Annotated in this window: 20 protein-coding genes; 1 reads left to right on the top strand and 19 read right to left on the bottom strand. The window is 42.6% G+C overall.

Annotation, left to right across the window (positions count from 1 at the left end; all coding sequences use genetic code 11):
- Positions 1-50: 50 nt before the first annotated feature.
- From QR40_RS07360 to QR40_RS07275, 19 genes are all read right to left on the bottom strand, one after another.
- Complete coding sequence (locus tag QR40_RS07360) at positions 51-1,319, bottom strand: amidohydrolase family protein (RefSeq protein ID WP_044294162.1); 1,269 nt, start codon at positions 1,317-1,319, stop codon at positions 51-53.
- A 72-nt stretch (positions 1,320-1,391) separates the two neighbouring features.
- Entirely contained in the window at positions 1,392-2,351 is a 960-nt protein-coding gene (locus tag QR40_RS07355; RefSeq protein ID WP_027293103.1) for an ABC transporter permease, read from the bottom strand.
- A complete protein-coding gene (locus QR40_RS07350) occupies positions 2,351-3,448 on the bottom strand; it encodes an ABC transporter permease (protein WP_044294161.1) in 1,098 nt (365 codons plus the stop codon). The genes QR40_RS07355 and QR40_RS07350 overlap by 1 nt, the downstream gene beginning before the upstream one ends.
- Positions 3,411-4,988, bottom strand: a complete 1,578-nt coding sequence (locus tag QR40_RS07345; protein WP_044294160.1) for an ABC transporter ATP-binding protein — start codon at positions 4,986-4,988, stop codon at positions 3,411-3,413. The genes QR40_RS07350 and QR40_RS07345 overlap by 38 nt, the downstream gene beginning before the upstream one ends.
- A 5-nt stretch (positions 4,989-4,993) precedes the next feature.
- Entirely contained in the window at positions 4,994-6,214 is a 1,221-nt protein-coding gene (locus QR40_RS07340) for a BMP family lipoprotein (RefSeq protein WP_044294159.1), read from the bottom strand.
- Between the two features lie 217 nt (positions 6,215-6,431).
- Complete coding sequence (locus tag QR40_RS07335) at positions 6,432-7,256, bottom strand: purine-nucleoside phosphorylase (RefSeq protein WP_044294157.1); 825 nt, start codon at positions 7,254-7,256, stop codon at positions 6,432-6,434.
- A gap of 1,019 nt (positions 7,257-8,275) precedes the next feature.
- Positions 8,276-8,398, bottom strand: a complete 123-nt coding sequence (locus QR40_RS32480; RefSeq protein ID WP_255348070.1) for a hypothetical protein — start codon at positions 8,396-8,398, stop codon at positions 8,276-8,278.
- A gap of 69 nt (positions 8,399-8,467) precedes the next feature.
- A complete protein-coding gene (gene spoIIR, locus QR40_RS07330) occupies positions 8,468-9,106 on the bottom strand; it encodes a stage II sporulation protein R (protein ID WP_044289222.1) in 639 nt (212 codons plus the stop codon).
- 186 nt (positions 9,107-9,292) lie between these two features.
- Positions 9,293-9,952 (bottom strand): Ger(x)C family spore germination protein, encoded by a 660-nt coding sequence (locus QR40_RS07325; RefSeq protein WP_044294155.1) that lies wholly within the window; start codon positions 9,950-9,952, stop codon positions 9,293-9,295.
- Entirely contained in the window at positions 9,949-11,040 is a 1,092-nt protein-coding gene (locus QR40_RS07320; protein ID WP_044294153.1) for a GerAB/ArcD/ProY family transporter, read from the bottom strand. Before QR40_RS07320 ends, QR40_RS07325 begins: the two co-directional genes overlap by 4 nt.
- Positions 11,041-11,058: 18 nt before the next feature.
- On the bottom strand, positions 11,059-12,540 hold the full coding sequence (locus QR40_RS07315; RefSeq protein WP_027293094.1) for a spore germination protein: 1,482 nt from the start codon (positions 12,538-12,540) through the stop codon (positions 11,059-11,061).
- 142 nt (positions 12,541-12,682) lie between these two features.
- Entirely contained in the window at positions 12,683-13,357 is a 675-nt protein-coding gene (locus QR40_RS07310; RefSeq protein WP_027293093.1) for a GntR family transcriptional regulator, read from the bottom strand.
- Between the two features lie 66 nt (positions 13,358-13,423).
- Positions 13,424-14,299 carry a 4-(cytidine 5'-diphospho)-2-C-methyl-D-erythritol kinase gene (ispE, locus tag QR40_RS07305; protein WP_027293092.1) on the bottom strand — a complete coding sequence of 292 codons (876 nt, stop codon included), beginning with the start codon at positions 14,297-14,299 and terminating at the stop codon, positions 13,424-13,426.
- Between the two features lie 135 nt (positions 14,300-14,434).
- On the bottom strand, positions 14,435-16,003 hold the full coding sequence (locus QR40_RS07300; RefSeq protein ID WP_044294148.1) for a DUF3794 and LysM peptidoglycan-binding domain-containing protein: 1,569 nt from the start codon (positions 16,001-16,003) through the stop codon (positions 14,435-14,437).
- Positions 16,004-16,078: 75 nt separating this feature from the next.
- Positions 16,079-16,498, bottom strand: a complete 420-nt coding sequence (locus QR40_RS07295) for a protease complex subunit PrcB family protein (protein WP_027293090.1) — start codon at positions 16,496-16,498, stop codon at positions 16,079-16,081.
- A gap of 69 nt (positions 16,499-16,567) precedes the next feature.
- Positions 16,568-17,287: an aminotransferase class IV gene (locus tag QR40_RS07290; protein ID WP_044294146.1), complete on the bottom strand. Its 720-nt coding sequence runs from the start codon at positions 17,285-17,287 to the stop codon at positions 16,568-16,570.
- A 6-nt stretch (positions 17,288-17,293) separates the two neighbouring features.
- Complete coding sequence (locus QR40_RS07285; protein WP_044294145.1) at positions 17,294-17,947, bottom strand: HAD family hydrolase; 654 nt, start codon at positions 17,945-17,947, stop codon at positions 17,294-17,296.
- 13 nt (positions 17,948-17,960) lie between these two features.
- Positions 17,961-19,307: an aminodeoxychorismate synthase component I gene (gene pabB / locus QR40_RS07280; protein WP_044294143.1), complete on the bottom strand. Its 1,347-nt coding sequence runs from the start codon at positions 19,305-19,307 to the stop codon at positions 17,961-17,963.
- Entirely contained in the window at positions 19,300-19,890 is a 591-nt protein-coding gene (locus QR40_RS07275; protein ID WP_027293087.1) for an anthranilate synthase component II, read from the bottom strand. Before QR40_RS07275 ends, pabB begins: the two co-directional genes overlap by 8 nt.
- Before the next feature lie 196 nt (positions 19,891-20,086).
- Here QR40_RS07275 and malQ point away from each other — a divergent pair, with 196 nt between their 5' ends.
- On the top strand, positions 20,087-21,607 hold the full coding sequence (gene malQ, locus QR40_RS07270) for a 4-alpha-glucanotransferase (protein WP_044294141.1): 1,521 nt from the start codon (positions 20,087-20,089) through the stop codon (positions 21,605-21,607).
- The last annotated feature ends 11 nt before the right edge of the window (positions 21,608-21,618 follow it).

Genomic DNA, 21,618 nt, shown 5'->3' with positions numbered 1-21,618 from the left:
TATTAGTTTTAGTTTATTAATTGTGTTTGTATTTTTTTTTAGTTCATAAATTATTTTTTACTTTCCGTAATCTGTCTGACTTTATCGTACACTTCCTGTGCCTCCACACCAATATGAAACTCCCCGTCCTCATACAGCACTTTCCCATTTACCATAGTCAGCTTAATATTTTGTTTGCTTCCGCTGTATACAATATTCTTTGTTATATTATTTATAGGCTGCATATTGGGCTGGTTCAAATCAATCAGGATCAGATCCGCCAGTTTTCCTTCTTCTAAGGTATCACAATCTTTTAATCCCATTGCCTTTGCGCCGCCAACGGTCGCTGCATAGAGTACCTGATTGGCATCTACTACGGACGCATCATTTTCCCTGAGTTTGGCTAATCCGGTAGTTAGGAACATCTCACGGAACATATCCAGACAGTTATTGCTTGCCGGGCCATCTGTGCCTATCGCCAGATTAATTCCCAGATCCAGGATTCTTTTAATGGGGGCTGTTCCGCTTGCCAGTTTAGCATTGGAGCCGGGGTTGGTTATGACTGACATACCATGTTCCTGAAAGATTTGTAAATCTTCTTCCGTCATATGCACACAGTGGTACCCTCCCCCTCCATATCGGAACATCCCAAACTGATTAAGATAAGCAGTAGGCGTCATATGATTGCGTTCCATGCATCCCTCAACTTCAGAAAGACTCTCGGAATTATGGGTATAAACGGGAGCCTGATATTTCCCGGCCAGATCTGCCACTCCTTCTAACAATTCTCTGGACGTGGTATATTCTGCATGAAATCCAATTTTAAAACTAATTAATTCATGATAACGATTGTATTTCCGATACCACTCATCCATCAGCTCCACCGACTGGGTAAAGTCGTTTAATCCACTGGTCATGACGGTTCGAAAACCACAGTCCACAGATGCCTGCGCTATAGTATCCGGAGTAAGGTACATATCAAAATTAGCAGTTATTCCGCTTGTCAGATATTCCATAATGGCAAGCTTGGATAGGTGGTATATATCATCTGCATTTAATTTCGCCTCCATAGGGAAGACCTGCTGATGCAGCCAGTCAAGCAGCGGCATATCATCTGCAAAAGAGCGCAGAAAGGTCATCCCGGAGTGGGTATGTGCATTCTTAAATCCCGGCATCAGTAAATTGTCCATGCAGTTGATTTCCCTGTCCCAGTTTTCCCTGTTCTCTTTTTCCTCTCCTACATATGAAATCAAACTGCCTTTAACATGTACTTCCCCACGTTCAATCTCAAATCCATTTGCCAGTGTTAAAATTCTTGCATTATATAAACGTATATTCATGTGTCTCTTCCCCCATTTCATCATTTCTTAAATTCATCTGCTATTTTATTCATTTAAATTAATAACGTTAAATTACCGTTTCCCTTTATCATATATTTCGCCCAAAGCCCGCGGCGCATGGTTATGCCTGGAGAAGAACACCAGCAGCAGCAGCGTAAGGACATAAGGCAGAATCATCACCAGATCAGAATAAGTACCCGGCATATTCAAAACCCTGACCAATTGATATCCTCCTGATCTGGCAAAGCCAAAAAGCAGACAGGCTCCTAAGGTGGGAATGATTCTCCAGTTTCCAAATATCATTGCCGCTATAGAAAGGTATCCGTATCCGGCATAAATTCCCGATGAAAAATTAGCAGATATGGAATATGCAAAACTGATTCCAGCCACCGCAGAAAGGGCTCCCGATATGCCGACCGCCAGAAAACGCACCTTTTCAACATCAACTCCGGCAGCGTCAACTGCATGTGGATTATCTCCACACGCCCTCAGATGCATACCAAAACCTGTTTTATATAGAATATACCATGCCAAAACCATAATTGCCAGTATAATAATCTCAAACGGATATATATCCTGAAACACTGCTCCAATTATCGGAATCTCTGATAATAGCGGTATGCTAAAACGGCTGGATACCCCAAGTACGAATTTATCGGAGGGGCTGGAGAAAATACTGCTGTTTATCTGTTTCGTCATAAAAGATGTCAGCGCCATGGCAAGTATATTCATTACCACTCCGCTGATTACCTGATTGGCACGGAAACGAATACACAAAACCGCATGAAGCATGGAATACACAATACCTCCGGCAACAGCACATGCCAATGCAATATAAAAAGTTATCTGTGACTCAGCCCCAAAATAAGACATGGCAAATACAGCCGCCAAAGCTCCTGAAAATGCCCCAAAACCTTGCAAGCCCTCCAATGCCAGATTGGTTATTCCGCTTTTTTCACTGTAAATCCCTCCAATTGCCATGACAAACAGGGGCAGTGCAAATGACAGTCCATCTATAATTATCCCTTCCATCACTTTCCTCCCATTTTGCTTAGCCGGTGTGAGAAATAAGCATTACATGCAGAAATCAGCAGAATCAGCCCTGTGATTACAGATGCAATTTCAGCCTCTACACCAGATGCCGAACTCATATAAGTACTTCCTTTGCTGATTATGGAGATGAGAAAGGAAGAGAAAAAAATACCTATCGATTGATTTCCACCGAGCAATGCTACAGCAATACCGTCAAATCCTGCAGATGGCAAAGTCCTTGGACCAATAGAGCCAAAATACCCCAGATAATACGTGACGCCCGCCAAACCCGCCAGCCCCCCGGAAATAACCATTGCAAGCACCATGTTTTTTCCAACATTCATTCCGGCATATTTGGCTGCGGTGCGACTGGCACCAACTGCTTTTATTTCGAATCCGGATGTCGTCTTCTGAAAGAAAAAGCGCATCCATACCACGGCGGCAACTGCAAGTATAATGCCAAGCGGTATGTCAATCCTGATATTTCCTGCAGTAACATCCATCAATGTCAGCCTCGCCGCTTTGCTGACCGGATTAGACTGACGGGATACCGGATTGATATAAAATGTATTAATAAAGAAACTGATCACATACTGGGCAATATAATTGATCATGATAGTGGATACTACTTCATTTATGCCAAAACGATATTTAAGACTCCCTACCATCCCTCCTATAAGAGCACCTGTTATGATGCCTATTACAATCACAAGGGGTTTGGCTGCAACTGCAGGCAGATCGCCATATCCTACCAGAACAGTGGCGAGATAGCCGGATACCAGCATCTGCCCTGAAACTCCAATATTAAAAAGACCAGCTTTTAAGGCTGCGGCAACTGCCAATGCCGAAAACAGCAGAGGGGTCCATGCATTCAAAAAGCCGGTAAAATCCGTCAGCATATTCTTGGAACCTGCATAGCTTTCTTTTGGGAGTATACCGCATCCCTTTAACAGATCTCCATAAACCATCACTGGATTTTTCTTTAAGATCAGCAGTACAACTGCACATACAAGGAAGCTGACAGCGATGGAAACTACCGGGATTACAGCTGTCCCTAACTTATCCTTTTCCCTTAAGGGAACGATCTGTTTCTTCATTTTGCCTGCCTCCCTTCACTCCCATCATAAACTGCCCCACTTCTTCTGAGCTCAAATGGTCTGCTGCCGCAATCCGGTTCAGCGATCCATTATAGATAACCCCTATGGTATCCGCCAGGTTCATTACTTCTTCCAGTTCCAGAGAAATAAGCAATATGGCTTTTCCATTATCCCGCTCTTTAAGAATCAGGCTGTGAATTCGTTCAATTGCACCGATATCCAGCCCTCTGGTAGGTTGTACGAATATCAGCAGTGATGCATCTCTCTGGGTTTCCCTGGCAATAATCGCCTTCTGCTGGTTTCCTCCGCTCATAGAACGGACTTTAGTCACGCTTCCTCTGCTGCACCGGATGTCATATTTTTCAATCAGGTGTTTTGCATGGCTGCGTATCAATAGCTGCTGCAATACCCCTCTTTTTGAAAATGGCTCTTTGAAATAGGATTTTAAAACAAGATTTTCTTCTAAGGAAAAGTCCATTACCAGACCATAATTCTGCCGGTCTTCCGGTATATAAGAAATTCCGGAAAGAACCCTGGATCTGATCGAAGATCTTGTAATATCTTCTCCACTCAGTAAAACAGAGCCATGATGCACCCGGATCAGTCCCGCTATGGCATCTGCTATTTCGATCTGCCCATTACCGGAAACGCCTGCAATGGCAAAAATTTCGCCCTGGCGTATTTGAAAGGATACGTCTTTTACTACCTCAAAACCAGACTCATTCTTTACGGTAAGATGTTCAATCTCCAATACACATTTCTTAAAATCGGCGGGTTTTTTAGGTGGCGTAAAATCTACCTCTCTGCCTACCATAAGTCTTGCCATCTCACTGGTGCTGACTTTTGAAACGTCAAAGATACCGGTTAGCTTTCCCCTGCATAAAACAGCACACCGGTCTGCCACCTGTTTTATCTCTTCCAGTTTGTGCGTAATGAGTATAATTGTTTTTCCGTCTTCACGCAGCCCCATTAATATTTTCATTAAAAATTGAATCTCCTGGGGGGTTAATACTGCCGTAGGCTCATCAAAGATCAGGATTTCTGCCTCACGGTAAAGCATCTTTAATATTTCCACCCGCTGCCGCACCGATACGTCAGCCGTTTCAATGATTTGCTCCGGATTAACTTTCAGTCCGTATTTTTCTGAAATTCCGGCAATTTTTCCACTGGCGTCCTTCTTATTTACCACCGGAATAAATCCCAGAAGATATTTTCTGGGTTCTATTCCCAGAATTATATTTTCAGTTATTGTATAATCACTTACCAGTTTAAAGTGCTGGTGTACCATCCCGATATTCAGACGGGAAGCAAAGCTGGGGGAAGATATTACGACTCTCTTTCCCCTGACATATATTTCCCCCTCGTCGGGTTCATACATTCCAAACAACATGCTCATAAGCGTTGATTTTCCTGCTCCATTCTCACCTAAAAGGGCAAGAATCTCGCCCTTTTTAATCCCGAGGGTCACATGATCATTCGCTGTAATTCCCGGGAACTGCTTTGTTATATTTTTCATCTCAACGATGTATTCTGATTCCATATTCGTTATTTCAACCCTGGAAAGTCATCCGGTGTAATATTATTAAAATTTGCTGCAGGAACGACTTCTCCACTTTGAATTAATGCATAAGCTTCATTCAATTTTGCAATCGAATCCTCAGACAGCTGGTTTCTTCCTTCTTCTTTCACATATCCTGTTGAATCTGTATCCGCTTTCAGTAGTATATTTCCACCGGTAAAGTCTCCAGCTGCAATCTTTTCCAGCTGTTTTTCAACATTTTTGCCCATCACTTTTACCGCAGATGTAAGCACGATATTTTCACTGCCCTTAGTGCCAAAATCATACTGGTCTGTATCGCATCCAATTACTTTTACATCCTCTGCCTCTTTTGCAGCAGTAAATACTCCTGTTCCAGAGTCTCCGGCAACAACAAACAGGATATCACAGCCTTCTTTGATCAATGCACTGCCAATAACTTTTCCGGTAGCCTGATCCGCGAAGCTTCCGATATAATTTCCGCCCACATCTTTATTGGTTACATCCGTTCCGGAATATGAAGGAAGCGCTATCAGTTCAATGCCTGTGCTATATTTCTGATTGGCATAGTTTATACCGGATTCAAATCCGTACTGGTAATTGACATTAGACGGATAGGCTATTCCACCAACAAAAGCTGCCTTTTTCGTCTTTGATTCCAAAGCTGCTGCCATTCCCGCCATAAATCCGCTTTCCTGCTCAGCAAATGTCATAGCACAGATATTTGGAAGATCTGCTTCGCTGCCATCCTCATATGCAGGGTTGGAATCTACAAGAATAAATTTTACTTTCGGATTGTCTTCTGCCGTAGCTGCAATCTGCGAAAATTGAAAGCCGCAGCAGACCACTACATCATAGTCCGCAGCGATATCCGCTACTGCGGTAACTGCAGCAGCGCTGTCACCGGAAGACTCCTGGACCGGCTTTACCGATGAATCCGGATATTTCTCAATAAAAGACTGAATTCCGCTGTAAATATTTTGGTTAAATGTTCCGTCATCTACACCTGACCCGCTAGTAACAATTGCTATTTTCAGCGCTGTGTTTTCTGATGACTCATTTGCAGCCGATTCTTTCGCAGCTGATTCTTTCCCAGCTGATTCTTTTACAGCTGATTCTTTTGTTTCCGCCTGTTTTGTGCTCCCAGTATTATCTTTACTGCTTCCACATCCGGCAGCCCCGCTTCCTAATATACAAATACAAAGAAATATTGATAGTAATTTTTTCAAAGTACTCCTCCTAACCAGAATCTGCAGTATCCTTATATCTGATGCTGCTCTTTTGGTTTTAGTGTTCCTCACTATCTGATTTCTTATACCTGAAAATCTCCGGCTCACCTATCCGAATGATGACTAATAAAAATGTATCCGGACACTTCCTGTGCCCGGATACGCTGTATACTCTTTCATTAAATACCTGCTCTGGTATCAATAGTTTTAGAATTATTTAACCCATGCGTTTTATTGCTTCTGTCACAAGCTGTTTGAACAGCGGTGCCACACGGTCTGCTGTCTCCTGAACTTCACTATGGCTTAGCGGTGTCTCCGTCATTCCACATCCCAGATTAGAAATACAGGATATGCCACAGATCTTCATCCCCATATGGTTGGCCGCAATTGCTTCGCAGGCCGTGCTCATGCCTACGGCATCGGCTCCCAGAATACGGCACATTTTAACTTCCCGGGGTGATTCAAAATTGGGTCCGGATAATTGGATATACACACCTTCTTTTAGATCTATCGAAAGCTCCTTTGCCGCCTTGCGTAAAATGTCCTGTAGTTCCGGATTATATATCTGGCTCATATCACAAAATCTCGGTCCCAGCTCGTCAATATTCTGTCCGATCAGCGGAGATGGCACAAAATCTGATATCTGATCTGTTATCATCATAAAGTCACCGGCTTTGAAATCATAATTGACACCGCCAGCCGCATTTGTTAAAAACAGTACTTCTGCTCCCATCATCTTCATCAGTCTCGCCGGAAGCACCACATCTGTCATTGGGTAACCCTCATAATAGTGGACTCTGCCCTGCATAGCAACAACCGGCACTTCTCCCACGTATCCAAAGATAAATCTCCCTTTGTGCCCCTGTACCGTAGACACCGGAAATCCTTCTATATCATGGTAATCCAGGACTGCCTCTACACGGATTTCATCTCCATAGCCTCCCAGTCCCGATCCAAGAACTAAGGCTACCCTGGGCGTAAAATTAATTTTTTGTCGAAAACTTTCGTAACACTTTAATAATTTTTCATATACTGGATTCATGCTTTTCCTCCTACTGATTGCTTTTACTCATTGACAGGTTTAACGGTGTATATTTTCCTTTGTCTACTATAATAAGATTTACTGGTGGAAAAGTCAATTGACATTGAGGGGGCACACCTATTAAAATTTAGAGCGAACAATTTTAGCTTAAATTTGGGTTTCGCTGAGGAAGGACGCTTTGTAAATGATAGGTAGTGTACGGAAAGAGAAGGGGGCGAGCCAGGACATTGATTTGGAAGGCTTACCGCAGAACTGGCATTTTCTAACCTTCCCAGAGCCCTTTTTGGCGGCACGCGGGCATTCGCTCCGAAATCCTGATGCATTTCGCAGCTCACTGCCCGCTTAGTATCCGATGGGAGCCAGTCGAATACTATCCGCCAAAAAGCACTCTGGGAAGGTAAGTAAATACTCAGCTCTGCTATACGCCTTCCAAATCAATATCCTGGCTCGCCCCCTTCTCTTTCCGAGATAGCATTCGTTGATACAAAGCTGGTTTTCTCAGCGTGGTGGGACCTTGGGGTTGTGGCATGCTGAACAATATTGGCGTTAAGCAACTGATCTTGAGAACGGGATTTGTTTTATATTCTGCAATCAGAAAAAGGAATAGACTTTCATCTTCTATTATGCATAAATTGTCAAAATATACCGCTCTACACCCAGGGAATCTATCATGCTGAGAACGAGTAACATAAAGCAACTGGACTTATCACAGTGATTTGTTTCTTCATTCTAGAAAAAGTAGCAAACTTTCATCTCCTTTTACGCTTAAATAGCCGAAACATACTACGCTACATCCAATAAAGAACAGCCTGCCACAGCCCAGGGGTCCAACCATGCTGAGAAATTCAGCTTTGTGGCGGTAACATGAATCTCGGAAAGATGGGAGTGGGAAACTTGTATGGACGGAGGAAGCGTAGAGCAGAGCTGAGTATTTACTTACCTTTCCGGAGTGTTTTTTGGCGGATAGTATTCGACTGGCTCCCATCGGATACTAAGCGGGTACTGAACCGAGAAATGCATCAGGATTTCTCGGTGAATACCCGCGTGCCGCCAAAAAGCGCTTCGGAAAGGTTAGAAAATACCAGTTCTGCGGCCAGCTGACGGAGTCCATACAAGTTTCCCACTCCCATCTTTCCGTACACTACCTACATCTACAAAGCGTCCCTTACTCAGCAAAACCCAAATTATTCGCTGTAGTACTAGAGTGTATTTTAAAACGGCAAATACTTCCACCCAATTTTATACTCACTCTTCTTCCAGGAAAATAAACTGTCATACTCATCTTCTGTCAACACATTTTTAAGCTCTTCTTTTTCATCTTCCGGTACGACCGCATGTATCGAATCAATAAAGCACAGGTTTGGATACAGTACGCACCACCAGTTCTTTCCTTTGGCTTCTCCTATCTGTATGCGGAGTGCTTCATAATCACCGGCAGGAAATGTAATGTCACCATATGATTTAATGGGAAAATAGCACCAGGTAAGGCTGGCTTTAGCAGGATATGCATAGCCTTCCCTATTTATGATTTCAACTGCTTTTTTTTGTATTTTATCCATGTTATCTTTGATGCAGGCTCTTGTGGCATCAATTGAATGTGCGTCCTTTAAAAGAGTTTCCATATATGCTACCACTTCATTCTTTACCTTCATTTTTAGTGCCTGATCCTCATCGCTGTCGCTGTTTGCAATAACATGAAAACGTATTATTTGATCTGCAATTCCCTTTTGCAGTGATGTTTCCTGAGTCATTCTGCCTGCCAGAAACATGCAGATCAAAATCCCGCTTACAATTCCCATACCGCCAATTACAAGATACCATTTTTGATAAAATCGATTTATTATACTCATATTCCTATGTACCCTCCTGTTTTTACTTTGTTGTACCAAACTGTTTGTTAGTACAATTTAAGTATTCACAGGATTTAGGGTTTTAAACAAGGTTATCCACATTATTTTTGAGTTGTACAATCTTAATTCCATAGATTTTGTATCTGCAATCTATTAGGTACAGTGGTATTGTTCGAAGAACCAGCATTATGGACTGCTGATAAAAACAACTTCTCCGTCTGCTACCGGTTTGTCTTTCTTCAGATGAACCTGGGGAATTGTCACTTCTTCTTCATTATTATGCCAAAAATTAAGAAGATCCCCTAGTGTCGTTCCTACTCCCTTTTTATCCGGATTATTTTTTATCAGATCCTGCAGATAGGTTCCCAGTGAATCTATAGAAGAAGCGGTCTTGGTAACCAGGCTTTCTTCTCCTTCATCGTCATATACAAAGACGGAAATGCTCCTGGCAAATGAGGTATGACTTTCAAAATATGTCAGCATTTCTTTTCTGGTATTTGCATCTTCCAGCATTTCCGGGCCCAGGATAATTGCCTTTGTGTGACCGGAATCAATATATTTGTCTACATAAGCTGCATAAGCTTTTGCTGCCTCCTCTATGGTCTTCCCCACAGCGCTTTCTTCTTTGGTATCCTTTTCTTCCTGTTCTGATTCCTCTTCCCCGCCCTTTTTCTGTCCCGTCTCTTCTCCCATATTTGGAAGGGCATATTCGATCCGATACCCTTCTTCTTCTTTGTGTACTTCAACTGCTAAAGGAAAATAGCGGTCTTCCAACTCTCGTTTGGTACAACCTGACAGGCAGAGCATGATTGCCATTAAAACTACTGTCACAAACCATTTTCTCACTTGCTACGCCTCCTCTTTTCCCATTCCAGTATCGCAAAGATGACTGTGAATACCGCCATAATCGGTATCAGTAAATAACAGTTTACGGTTAAAAAAAGTTGTTGGGCTATCTCAACATTTTTGCACCAGAGAACACCTGCGATACTAAGTATCAGCATTAAAAAGTGATAGTGCTTTTCTTCCGGCTGCTTAAACATCTCCTTAAAGATCAGATTCAAATAGAATATTCCCGTACTGGCTGCTACAAAAAAGCTCATAAGAAGAAGTGCCAAAAACAAAATATCGAACCGCTGCAGAAAACCTCCCGGTATATCTACATTACTCATCAAAGTAACAACAGGCCATCTTAACGCTTTCATTCCCTGGTCTCCAAAAGAACCAATCCCAATAAGGATTGCCGCACCAATACCAATTGCAGTTATCATCAGCCCTTTTAATGTAGTTCTCAGACGCATCCCACTTTTTTGTATAAACGGTGCTTCAAATAAAATGAGGCTCACGCCACCAAATGCAGTAAATACCTGGAAGCTCTGCTTCATCGTTACTGCATTAAAGTTGGCACTTTCATAAGTAAAATACTCACTTTGAACACCGAAGGACGCTATTACCAGAAGTATCAGAAGCGGAATAAGCACAAAAGGATAAAGTACTTCTGCAATACGACCTCTTCTCTCTTTTGGATCCATAGAGGCATAAAATCCTCCCAGAAGCATAAGAATACATGGAATATTTTCGGACAATTCCGGAAGCATATACTGCCTGGTTACTGCTCCGAATACCCGGGTGATGTAAAGCAGATTGACAAACATATAACTCCAGTAGACCAGACACAGCGCAAATGCAGAAGCCCTTCCCAGACGGAGTTCTACGTAACCTCCAAAACTCCTGGTGATATATCGGCTTAAATAGCAGACAATACAGGTATATACTGCCGTAATCCCAACTCCCAGAATCAGGCTCAATATTAAATCTTTTCCGCTTGACTGCACAATAAACCGGGGCAGCAATAAGCTTATTTTACCAATCCAGTCCATGACTAAAAGCCTTTTCAATTGTCGTACCGAAATTTTCTGGTTATTGGAAAACATGAGCATTTCCTTTCTTTATCACTTTATTTTTAACCGGGTTCTGGATTGTCTTCTGGCAAAAACAGGACGGCTTTTCAGTCTGTCTAACGGGGCCCGTACCAGCGCATCCTTCTTATCCATTCCCTGGTTGATATCAGCTGCCACAAATGGCATCAGATAAGGTATATTATAACTTTTCAGCGCACTCAGATGGGTCAGCAGGACAAACCAGCCCAAAACCAGACCGAGGATTCCAAAAAAAGCGCTTCCGAGAATCATGGCATATTTAATCAGACGCAGTGCTTCTGACAGTTCTTCATTCGGTATGGAAAAAGAGCTGAGCGCCGTCAAAGCAACAATCACAACTACGATGGGGCTGACCAGATTGGCACTGACCGCTGCCTGTCCGATAATTAAGCCGCCTACGATACCAATTGTATTTCCAATGGGCCCCGGCATCCGTACCCCTGCCTCCCTAAGAAGCTCAAAGGATAATTCCAGCAAAAGCACCTCAATCACACTTGGAAACGGTACCCCCTGCCTTGCTTCAGCCAAAGAGAGTATCAGGTTTGTCGGAAGAATCTGCGTGTGGTAATTCGTAACTGCCACATACAGCCCAGGCAGGGAAACTGCCAGAAATGCCGCAACAAAACGAATAATTCTTAAAAATGATACAATTCCAAAATGGCGGTAGTAGTCATCGCTTGTCTGGAAAAAACTGTTTATGGTTGTAGGCAGAATCAATGCCTCCGGAGAATTGTCACTTAATAATACGACTCTTCCATCCAATACTGCCATCGCAGCTTTATCAGGCCGTTCTGTTGTCTGATACTGGGGAAACGGCGAATACCAGGTATCCTCTGTCAGCTGTTCTATTACCCCGCTGTCCATGATTCCGTCAATTTCAAAAGAATCCAGCTTTTGTTCCATCGCCTCCAGCAAATCCGGATAGACCAGTCCTTCCATATAAATAATGGCGGTCATTGTATTTGATCGCTTTCCAATCGGACGCTCTTTAATCTTCATTGTTGTATCCCGGACACGTTTTCGTACCAGGGCTGCATTTAATTTAACAGATTCTGTAAATGCCTCTTTGGAACCTCTTAAAACTTTTTCAGACTCAGATTTGGATACTCCCATTCCAGGATATCCTTTACTGCTTACTTTTAGTGCTTTATCATATCCGTCAATAAAGAAAATGGCATTTCCCGCCAGCATGGCTGCCATAGCTTCTTCCATGGTTGCAAGTTCTTTTGCATCGGTAATTCCAAGTCCGTCTTCATTTACCGTTCGGCGGATTTCATCCGGTGACATTTCCTGCATCTGAATTAACAAACGCCCGATCATGGATTCTTCCAGAAGCATATTGCTGACTGCCACCTCAATAAATACGGCAAGACAGTCTACCTTTGGCGGAAGCCCCAGGCGCATTGGACGAATGATGATATCATCACAATTTTCACACCAGGCTTTGATTTTCGTTTCATTATCCGATAAACGTGTGGAAACGTTATCACTCATTTTTCAGCCTCCTCTCCGGGCCTTTGTATAAAATACAGCGAGTTTTCATAGAAATAGCCATAAAATAAGCGCTGTCAGGCCACAAAAAAAGGATAAGAAGATTCTTATCCTTTTAGGTGTAGCATATGTAATTATTTACATTTTATTCTTTTTCGCGAAGACTATTAATAATTGATTCTTTTTGATTTTCAATATGGGTATGAATTGCATTTCCTGCTTTCTCTTTATCATGCTTTTTCAGAGCCCGGCGGATTGCATCATGTTCCTCCAGAAGATTCTTATGCATCGACCGGTCTTTCAGATATTCCATACGGTAACGGTACATCTGTTCCCGAAGATTGCTTAAGATCTGTAATAACCTGCGGTTGTTGGTTGCATCATAGATAATTTCATGAAAATGCATATCCGCTTTTACACAATCGATAATGTCTGAGCCATCTAAGGACCGTTTAAAATCATTTGCAGCTTTCTTAAGTTCTATGAGCTGCTCGTCCGTTATATGGTCACAAGCATCTTTGACCGCCAGTTCTTCCAGCGCACAACGTACTTCCAGTACGTCTTCCAGATCACGGATAGTAATCTGCGCAACTTCTGCGCCTTTTCTTGGAATCATCAGAACCAGCCCTTCTAATTCCAGTTTACGTATCGCTTCTCTCACCGGAGTACGGCTTACTCCCAGTCGCTGAGCCAGCTGAATTTCCATCAGGCGTTCTCCCGGTTTTAATTCGCCTTTTAAAATTGCATTTCGCAGAGTATTAAAAACCACGTCCCGCAGTGGCAGATATTCATTCATATCTATGTGAAAATTTTCATTCATTTGTAGACCTCCATACCTATCCTGTTGTGTATCCATAACATTTCTTCTGTGGTTACATATTGTGGGTTATTTTACCGAATTATTAAAAATGCCTGTGAGGTAAACCTGCTTTGCAAGGTCCCCCTGATATAATACATCATAAGCTTTTTTGGCTGCTTTTTTGTCATCAAAGATTCCAAAAACAGTTGGTCCGCTTCCACTCATCATGGCATTTAACGCGCCATGTTCCAGCATTATATTTTTAATATCCGCAATAATCGGATATTCCGGAACGGTAACCGTTTCCAGAACATTTCCCATAAGTGCTGCCGCTTTCTTCAGATCGCCATTTTCCAGCGCCCGAATCTGTCCATCTATATCCGGGTGGTCGGTAATCTCTCCGGCATCCAGCGTTGTATAAACAAATTTCGTAGAAACATGTACGCCCGGCTTGGCAATTAGTATATGACATGCAGGCATTGGCGGCAGGATAGTGAGTTTTTCCCCAATTCCTTCCGCCAGTGCTGTCCCCCGCATGATACAATACGGTACATCTGCACCTATCTTCACCCCGCGTTCCATCAGTTCTTCCCTGGTAAGGCCGAGCTTGAACAAACGGTTCACTCCTACCATTACTGCCGCCGCATCAGAACTTCCGCCCGCCATTCCTGCCGCAACAGGAATAAATTTCTTCAAATTTATGGACAACCCTTTTTTGATTCCAAATTCATCCATCAGAAGTTTTGCTGCTTTATACACCAGATTATCTTCATTAACCGGCAGATAATATAGATTTGTCTTTACTTTAATTCCGGGTTTCTGCAGCTCATGGATCCGGATCTGGTCATACAGATGAATTGTCTGCATAATCATTCGTACTTCATGGTACCCATCTTCTCTTTTTCGTACCACATCAAGGCCCAAATTTATCTTTGCAAGAGCCTTTAATTTCATCTCTCTCATCGTGTACCCCCGTTGCACTTTGTATACAATCATCTTGATTAGCAATATTGTATCTCATTTCATACACAAAAGTCAATGGTAAATCACTCAAAAATCAACAAATTTTCCGGAGAGTTTACAATTTTTGTCAAAAGATCAGCTCAAATTCTCAACAGCCTTCATAACCAGCAGACACGTACCGGGTGAAACCTCGTCTTCTTCAATTTCATTTAACTCCCGAATCCTCTCCGGAGTCGTATAATATTGTTTTGCTATACTCCACAAATTATCATCTGCCTGAACAATATATCCTACAATTCCCGGCAGTTCCTGGAGCTTCTTCATATCTAAGTCATGCTCTTCCACATCAATAATACATTGTTCTTTATGAACACGGATGACCATTGCATTCAGATTTACACAGACCTTTACTTCCAGTTCTTCACTGTCGATCATGGTCGTTGACAGCTGCTCCAGCTCGCTTTGCAGCGTAAATCGGCAGTCCTTATCAATCTCAGGCACTTCTATGATATGCTGGAATGGCACAGCTCCTTCCATCAGGGCATAAGGCAGCGTATCATCCGATGTAATATACAAAATGGTTATAAATACTGCACCTTCTACTTTTATTCCATTTTCTGTAACGCTGGTGTCATCAATCTTAACCTCACCCTGGCTGTGGCAGATCTGAAGCATCCTTGGCTGGCTGCTTTCCATTCTCATACGGTCACTGGCTCTGCACTTGGAAAAGTTTTTTACTACCAGACTTTCACATACCTGTTCCATCGTAACCGGGATTAAATCCTTTACCGGTGTGTAGACATCTTCCAGAATCTGTACCTTTTCTTCTTCATAGAGACGGATATCCAGATCCAGAACCACATCAACCTGCACAAGGCGCTCTTCGCCATCATAATCAGGTCTTACTTCCAGATTCGCCGAAGCAAGGGAAACTTCCACATTGGCAAGCATATTCTGGGCACAGCCCGGACAGTCCACCGTCCCCTGGAAGGGAAGTACAGTTTCCAGCCATTGTTTTGTACCATTTTCATCATCTCCTGCGTAAAGCACAAAGATGAACAGTTCTCCTTTAATATCCAGCTGACCGTCTAAAACACGGATATCAGTTCCCCGGAGCTGCACATTTTCCCAAAGTATTTCCTGGATGTTAGGTTTATTGGATGGAATGGCAATTTCATCCTTTACCCTTAAAATATCTTTTTTCTGAACAGTTAACTGCAGCAATTCCAGGTTCTTGGACTTTGTACTAATATCACCCAGCCCGTGAATCTCTACAGCCGCCTGAGCATCGTACAGTTCCTCTACGGATGCATTAAAGGACAGCAGTGACTTCATACTCAGCTTTCTGGAATTGATCAGCGAAACAGAGATATCTTCCACATCCCATTTCAGGCAGATATTGTCTCCCGGCTCCACACCGTCCAGATTCATCTGCTCTTCAAACGGAATCTTAGATTCCAGCCTATGTATCTGTCTGTCCGGTGTATCTGCTACATACAATACCCAAACTTCCAGTGCTCCGGTTAAAAGTAAATGATCCGTGCTTACCTTCATATCATCCAATTTGATATTTGCTTTCTTTTGTATCAGTTTTCCCACATCCGGTTTGCTGTCAGATACGTTGTAGTCTTCCTCCAGGGTTACCTGGCTGGATGCTCTGCTTTTTTCATGATTCATATGAATATTCTTTTTTAATAATTCCACAAAAAATCCCTCCCAGCATGATCTCTTATAATTTTATGCCGGGAGGGTGTAAATTATGTGGAAGGCTTTGTCTTTTTATTCAAAAGTCACAGATCCTTCCATAAATGGGATTTTAATTACTACAAATGGAAACGATGGTTCCTGCTGTATGGTCTTTTCATGTGACGGGCCAATCAGACTGGTATGTACCATGATTCCGTCCTTCGTCAGATAGCATTTGTCGACCTGAATGCTGTAACCGCCTGTTTTCTGTTCTCCGTATCCGCGGATCATATACAGGTACTTATCGCTTTGGTATGTCATCTTTATTTCTGTTTTTTTGTTCTCTTCTATTGTCTGTGCCAGTTCTTCCGGCATCTCTTCCGGAGTAACAACAGTAAATTCCAGATCCTTTATTTTCCCCTTATCACTGTCATCCTGGGTGCCGCAGCCCCCTGCCAAGCATAGTGTCAGCAGAAAGCAGATACTAATGGTAATGGATATTACTTTTTTCACTTACTCTCCTATCCTTTTCCTTGCCTTATTATTAATATCTTATGCAGGATGAGCAAGGGAACATTCATCTTATTCCATTTCCCTCCAGAATATTTGATTCCACCGCGCTGCAATGGTTCTTTGAGGAAACGTATAACCATCTAATGAAGTAACGGACATCAACCCCATCAGGGAATTCGTGAGAAAGCATTCCTCATAGCCGGAAATCTCATGAGGATATATCACAGTCTCAACAATCTTTTCTCTGCGCATCAGATAGTCTCTTATAATTCCGGGAAGCAGTCCGCAGGACAATCGGGGTGTATATATGACTTTATCTTTTACAAAAAAAATATTGCTGGAAGTCCCTTCACAGATCTCTCCTTTGCTGTTGCAGAAAATAAACTCATCATATCCTTCTTCTAATGCTTTCCTTTTCTCCAGAATGCAGTCTCCATAATTCGTAGTTTTATGATAGGTGAACCCGGAAGTCTCATTTCGGATTACCTGGCTGAACTTTGCCCGAAACCCTTTTTGAAACCGTTCATCTCCATATGGATTTTGTCTGTGGGTTAAAATCATATTTTCATCTGATACAGATATTTTAAGAACTCCATGTGACATAGGATGCTCCATCAGATATTCCACAATCTTTTCTTTGGAAACATACATTTTTAACTTAAGAAAGTGTATTCCCTTTTCCATCCGTTTTAAATGTTCTTCAAGAAGTACCGCCCTGCCATTTACTACCGCTATTGTTTCAAATACTCCAAGGCCAAACCAATACCCTTCATCTAATTTGATATCCATTATTTTCTACTCCGTCAATAATTTCTCCAGCATTTGAACGGAATCCGCAATTTTATCTGCTCCGCTTTTTTCCAGTTCTTCCCGGGTTCCATACCCAAACAGCACACCAATGCTTTCCAGACCGCATTTTTTTGCGCCGATTATATCGTGTTCCCGGTCTCCGATCATAACAGCCCGGTTTTTGTCGGAAATATGATTTTGATCCAGGGCATAACTGATTACTTCATCTTTTTTCGTTCGTCTTCCATCCAATTCACTTCCCTGAACATCCTCAAAGTACTTTATCAGCTCAAAACGTTCCAGGATCCGCTTTGCATATACGGTAGGTTTTGATGTTGCCACAATCAGTACTTTCCCCTGTTCCTTTAAATGCTGCAGCATCTCCGGTATGCCGGGATAAACTTTATTTTCAAATATTCCGTCCTCGTTAAAGTATTCTCTGTATTTCCATACCGCTTCCTCTGCCTGCTCATCGGAAAACCCATAATATTCAACAAAAGAATCCTTCAGGGGAGGTCCTATGAATTTGTTCAGTGCTGCCTTTTCCTCTATATGGATCCCATATTGTTTCAAAGCATAGGCAACGGAATTGGTAATTCCCTCCTGCGGGTCTGTCAGCGTTCCATCCAGATCGAATAACATATAGTTCTTATTCATCATAAACCTTTCTGCGCTACTGTAAGGCTTCCAGTATCGCTTTCGCCTTTTGCAGCGTCTCTTCATATTCAAATTCCAGTTCCGATTCGTAGGTGATCCCTCCGCCTACTCCTAAATGATATATGCCGTCTTTGTGCACGGCAGTCCGTATCACAATATTAAAATCACAATCTCCGTCCAGCGTCAGATATCCGATTGAACCAGTATACAATCCTCTTCTGCCATGTTCCAGCTCATCAATAATCTCCATGGCACGCAGCTTGGGGGCACCGGTGATGGAACCTCCCGGAAATGCCGCTTCTATCAGATCCATCACCGTCATTCCAGGCTTCAGATCTCCTGTGATGTTAGATACAAGATGAAAAACCGTTGCATATTCTTCTACGGTAAAAAGTTCCGTTACCTGAACACTTCCGTGCCTGCATACCCGGTTCAGATCATTCCGCTCCAAATCTACAATCATCAGCAGTTCACTTTTATCTTTTTCCGAAGATGCCAGCTCTTCCTTCAGCATTTTATCCTCTTCAGGTGTAGTTCCCCTTTTTCTGGTCCCCTTGATCGGTCTGGTTTCCACATGCCCCTTTTTCATTTGGAGAAACCGTTCCGGAGAAGCGCAGATGACCTGAAAATCGCCATAATTCAGATATCCGCCAAATGGAGCAGGATTATTTCCCCGTAACTTACTAAATACTTCATACGGAGATTTGCTGCTTTTTATGCTAAGCCGCTGGGTCATATTCGCAATATAAATATCACCTTCGATAATATATCCTATCATATCATCAATTGCTTTTAAATAATCTTCTTTTTGAAAATTAGGGATTACCTCAATTTCTCTTCTCTCCTCCAATGGGTGTGCGATACGAATACCATTAAAAATGGACTTCTTTAACTCTTCCAAACGAATGCTGCTGTCTTTCAGCTTCCCATTTGCGATCAGCGAAACTTCCTTTTTCTCATGATCCTCAATAATAAATACATCATAGAAATTCAAAATGCAGTCCGGGATATCTGCTTCTATTGGATCTTTTGCTTTTACCCCTTCTTTTTTGCGCCCGTAATCATAAGAAAAATATCCGATTGCTCCGGAAATAATAGGAAGTCCCGTTACATTTTCTTCTTTATTTTCTTTTAGATAATTTCTCATAAATTGTTCAAATGAAACACTGCCTGGTTCTCCGTTGATCGTAAAAGTTTCCCCTTTTACCAGCTTCAGATAGGGGTACAGACCGATAATAGAGTATCTGCCGAGCTTATTTCTCAGAGACGAGTCCAGAAAAACGGCGTCCTTTTCATTTTGAAAAACCATATGGATGTCCTGAATCGGGATATACGGCTGTAATTTCTGAATTTTCTTAAGCATGTCTGCACCACCAGTCTTTACTAATATTTATAAAGTTATCTAAAAGTTCATGTCCGAAATCGGTCAGCACAGCTTCCGGATGAAACTGTACACCGAAAACAGGGGCTTCCCTGTGGGATATTGCCATAATATCCCCATCTTCTGTCCAGGCATCCACCTGAAAATCAAGCGGCAAAGTAGTCTTGTCTATCACAAGGGAATGATATCTGGTTACCCCATATTCTTTTGGAATTCCACGGAAAATCCCCCTTCCACTGTGGTGGATTCTGGTAACTTTTCCATGCATGGGCCGTTTTCCTTTCACTATATCCGCACCAAAAGAATAGCCTATAACCTGGTGACCCAGGCATACACCTAATATTGGTATCTCATTTTTAAATTTCCGGACAATTTCATTGGATAGCCCCGCTGATTTCGGGTTTTTAGGACCTGGCGAAATTACGATCCCCTCCGGTCTCATACCGGAAAGTTCCTCTAACGTAACCTTATCATTTCGCACTACGAGAATTTCCTGACCCAGCTCTTCAAAATAAGCGGACAGATTGTACACAAAAGAATCATAATTATCAATACACAAAAACATAGACCTCTCCTCACTTTCGTTTTTAAAACCAAGTCGTTATCCTAAAGTGAGTCTAAAGGTCCGTAACTTGCAGATGCCCCTATTATATACAAAATATGCGAATTCTTCAAGTATAAATTTATCTGTTCTTCTTGAATCCCTTTCAAAAGTCCAGTATAATAAAAAGCATAGTACGTATAACGTAAAGGAGAATTTTATGGTTAATACAAGTAACGAAGAGGATATGCGCCGTCTGTCGGGCATTCTGGTGCATCCTACCTCCTTTCCATCCCCTTATGGCATTGGCGACCTGGGAAAAGGCGCTTATGATTTCATCGATTTTCTCCATGAATCCAGCCAGCACCTGTGGCAGGTTCTTCCACTTGGTCCTACCGGCTTCTGGAACTCCCCCTATCAAAGCCCTTCTGCGTTTGCAGGGCAGCCGTTATTGATCAGTCTCGATGATCTGGCTGATATGGAACTGTTGGAAAAAAGTGATATTGAAAAGATTCCTCAATGGAAAGATCCCAGAAAAGCTGATTACATTGAGGTCCGCAAATACAAAGAAACACTGTTTCAGCAGGCTTATGCCGCATTTAAGCACACCCCCAATAAAATGCTCCTGGAAGAGTATGACGATTTCTGTATGGCAAATGCAGATTGGCTGGAAGATTACAGCCTCTTTATGGCACTTAAAGATACTCACGAAGGCGAATGCTGGGCAGACTGGGAAGAAGAACTAATTTCACCCATACCAGAAGTAAGGGTCAGTCTGAAAAAAAGCTTAAAAGACCAAATCCGATATCACCAGTTCCTGCAGTTTATCTTCTTTTCCCAATGGGCGAAATTAAAAGCCTATGCCAATGAAAAAGAGGTCTTTATTATCGGGGATATCCCCATCTTCGCAGCATACGACAGCGCCGATGTCTGGGCAAATAAAGGGCTGTTCCAGCTGGATAGTACCGGTCATCCCACCAGAGTATCCGGAGTTCCTCCTGACTACTTTTCTGCTACCGGACAGCGCTGGGGCAATCCGCTCTATGACTGGCCTGTTCACAAAAAAGATGGTTATCAGTGGTGGATCAGCAGAATTGCACATCAGCTGAAGATGGTTGATTATCTTCGTATCGACCATTTCAGGGGCTTTGAGGCTTACTGGTCTATTCCTGCGGAGGAAGAAACTGCCTTGAATGGCAAATGGGTGAAGGGTCCCTGCGAAGACCTGTTTCTATGTATCCAAAAAGAACTGGGGGATCGGCTTCCGATTCTGGCGGAAGATCTTGGGATCATCACACCTGATGTTGAATGGCTGCGGGATATGTTTCATTTTCCGGGTATGCGGATCTTACAGTTTGCATTTCAGGATATGGGTGAAAGTACATACCTTCCCCATAATTTCACTACTGTCAACTGCATCTGTTATACCGGTACCCATGATAACGATACCTCTGCCGGCTGGTATCAGGGTCTGTCCGAAGAATTAAAGGACAAAATCCGCAGATACGGAAATACCGATGGCGGAAATATAAGCCTTGATATGATACGTTTCTGCATGGGCACAATTGCAAGATTTGCTATTTTCCCGATACAGGATATTCTCCAGCTTGACAGCCGTCACAGGATGAATACACCAGGTGTTGCCGAGGGAAACTGGGAATTCCGCTACCTGCAGGAAGATCTGAACTCCAGCCGTTCTGAATGGCTGCGTCAGACCTCCCACTTATTTGGGCGGTATTAATTTCATAAGAT

Origin of the sequence: Robinsoniella peoriensis (assembly GCF_000797495.1) — a bacterium.
Taxonomy (GTDB): Bacteria; Bacillota; Clostridia; order Lachnospirales; family Lachnospiraceae; genus Robinsoniella; species Robinsoniella peoriensis.
Note: the sequence above shows the minus strand (reverse complement) of the source record. Positions and strands in the feature narration are given on the sequence as shown.

Coding starts and splice junctions, on each gene's coding strand:
- QR40_RS07360 (WP_044294162.1), bottom strand. CDS start 1,319: ATGAATATACGTTTATATAATGCAAGAATTTTAACACTGGCAAATGGA.
- QR40_RS07355 (WP_027293103.1), bottom strand. CDS start 2,351: ATGGAAGGGATAATTATAGATGGACTGTCATTTGCACTGCCCCTGTTT.
- QR40_RS07350 (WP_044294161.1), bottom strand. CDS start 3,448: ATGAAGAAACAGATCGTTCCCTTAAGGGAAAAGGATAAGTTAGGGACA.
- QR40_RS07345 (WP_044294160.1), bottom strand. CDS start 4,988: ATGGAATCAGAATACATCGTTGAGATGAAAAATATAACAAAGCAGTTC.
- QR40_RS07335 (WP_044294157.1), bottom strand. CDS start 7,256: ATGAATCCAGTATATGAAAAATTATTAAAGTGTTACGAAAGTTTTCGA.
- spoIIR (WP_044289222.1), bottom strand. CDS start 9,106: ATGAGTATAATAAATCGATTTTATCAAAAATGGTATCTTGTAATTGGC.
- QR40_RS07320 (WP_044294153.1), bottom strand. CDS start 11,040: ATGTTTTCCAATAACCAGAAAATTTCGGTACGACAATTGAAAAGGCTT.
- QR40_RS07315 (WP_027293094.1), bottom strand. CDS start 12,540: ATGAGTGATAACGTTTCCACACGTTTATCGGATAATGAAACGAAAATC.
- QR40_RS07310 (WP_027293093.1), bottom strand. CDS start 13,357: ATGAATGAAAATTTTCACATAGATATGAATGAATATCTGCCACTGCGG.
- ispE (WP_027293092.1), bottom strand. CDS start 14,299: ATGAGAGAGATGAAATTAAAGGCTCTTGCAAAGATAAATTTGGGCCTT.
- QR40_RS07290 (WP_044294146.1), bottom strand. CDS start 17,287: ATGGATATCAAATTAGATGAAGGGTATTGGTTTGGCCTTGGAGTATTT.
- QR40_RS07285 (WP_044294145.1), bottom strand. CDS start 17,947: ATGATGAATAAGAACTATATGTTATTCGATCTGGATGGAACGCTGACA.
- pabB (WP_044294143.1), bottom strand. CDS start 19,307: ATGCTTAAGAAAATTCAGAAATTACAGCCGTATATCCCGATTCAGGAC.
- QR40_RS07275 (WP_027293087.1), bottom strand. CDS start 19,890: ATGTTTTTGTGTATTGATAATTATGATTCTTTTGTGTACAATCTGTCC.
- malQ (WP_044294141.1), top strand. CDS start 20,087: ATGGTTAATACAAGTAACGAAGAGGATATGCGCCGTCTGTCGGGCATT.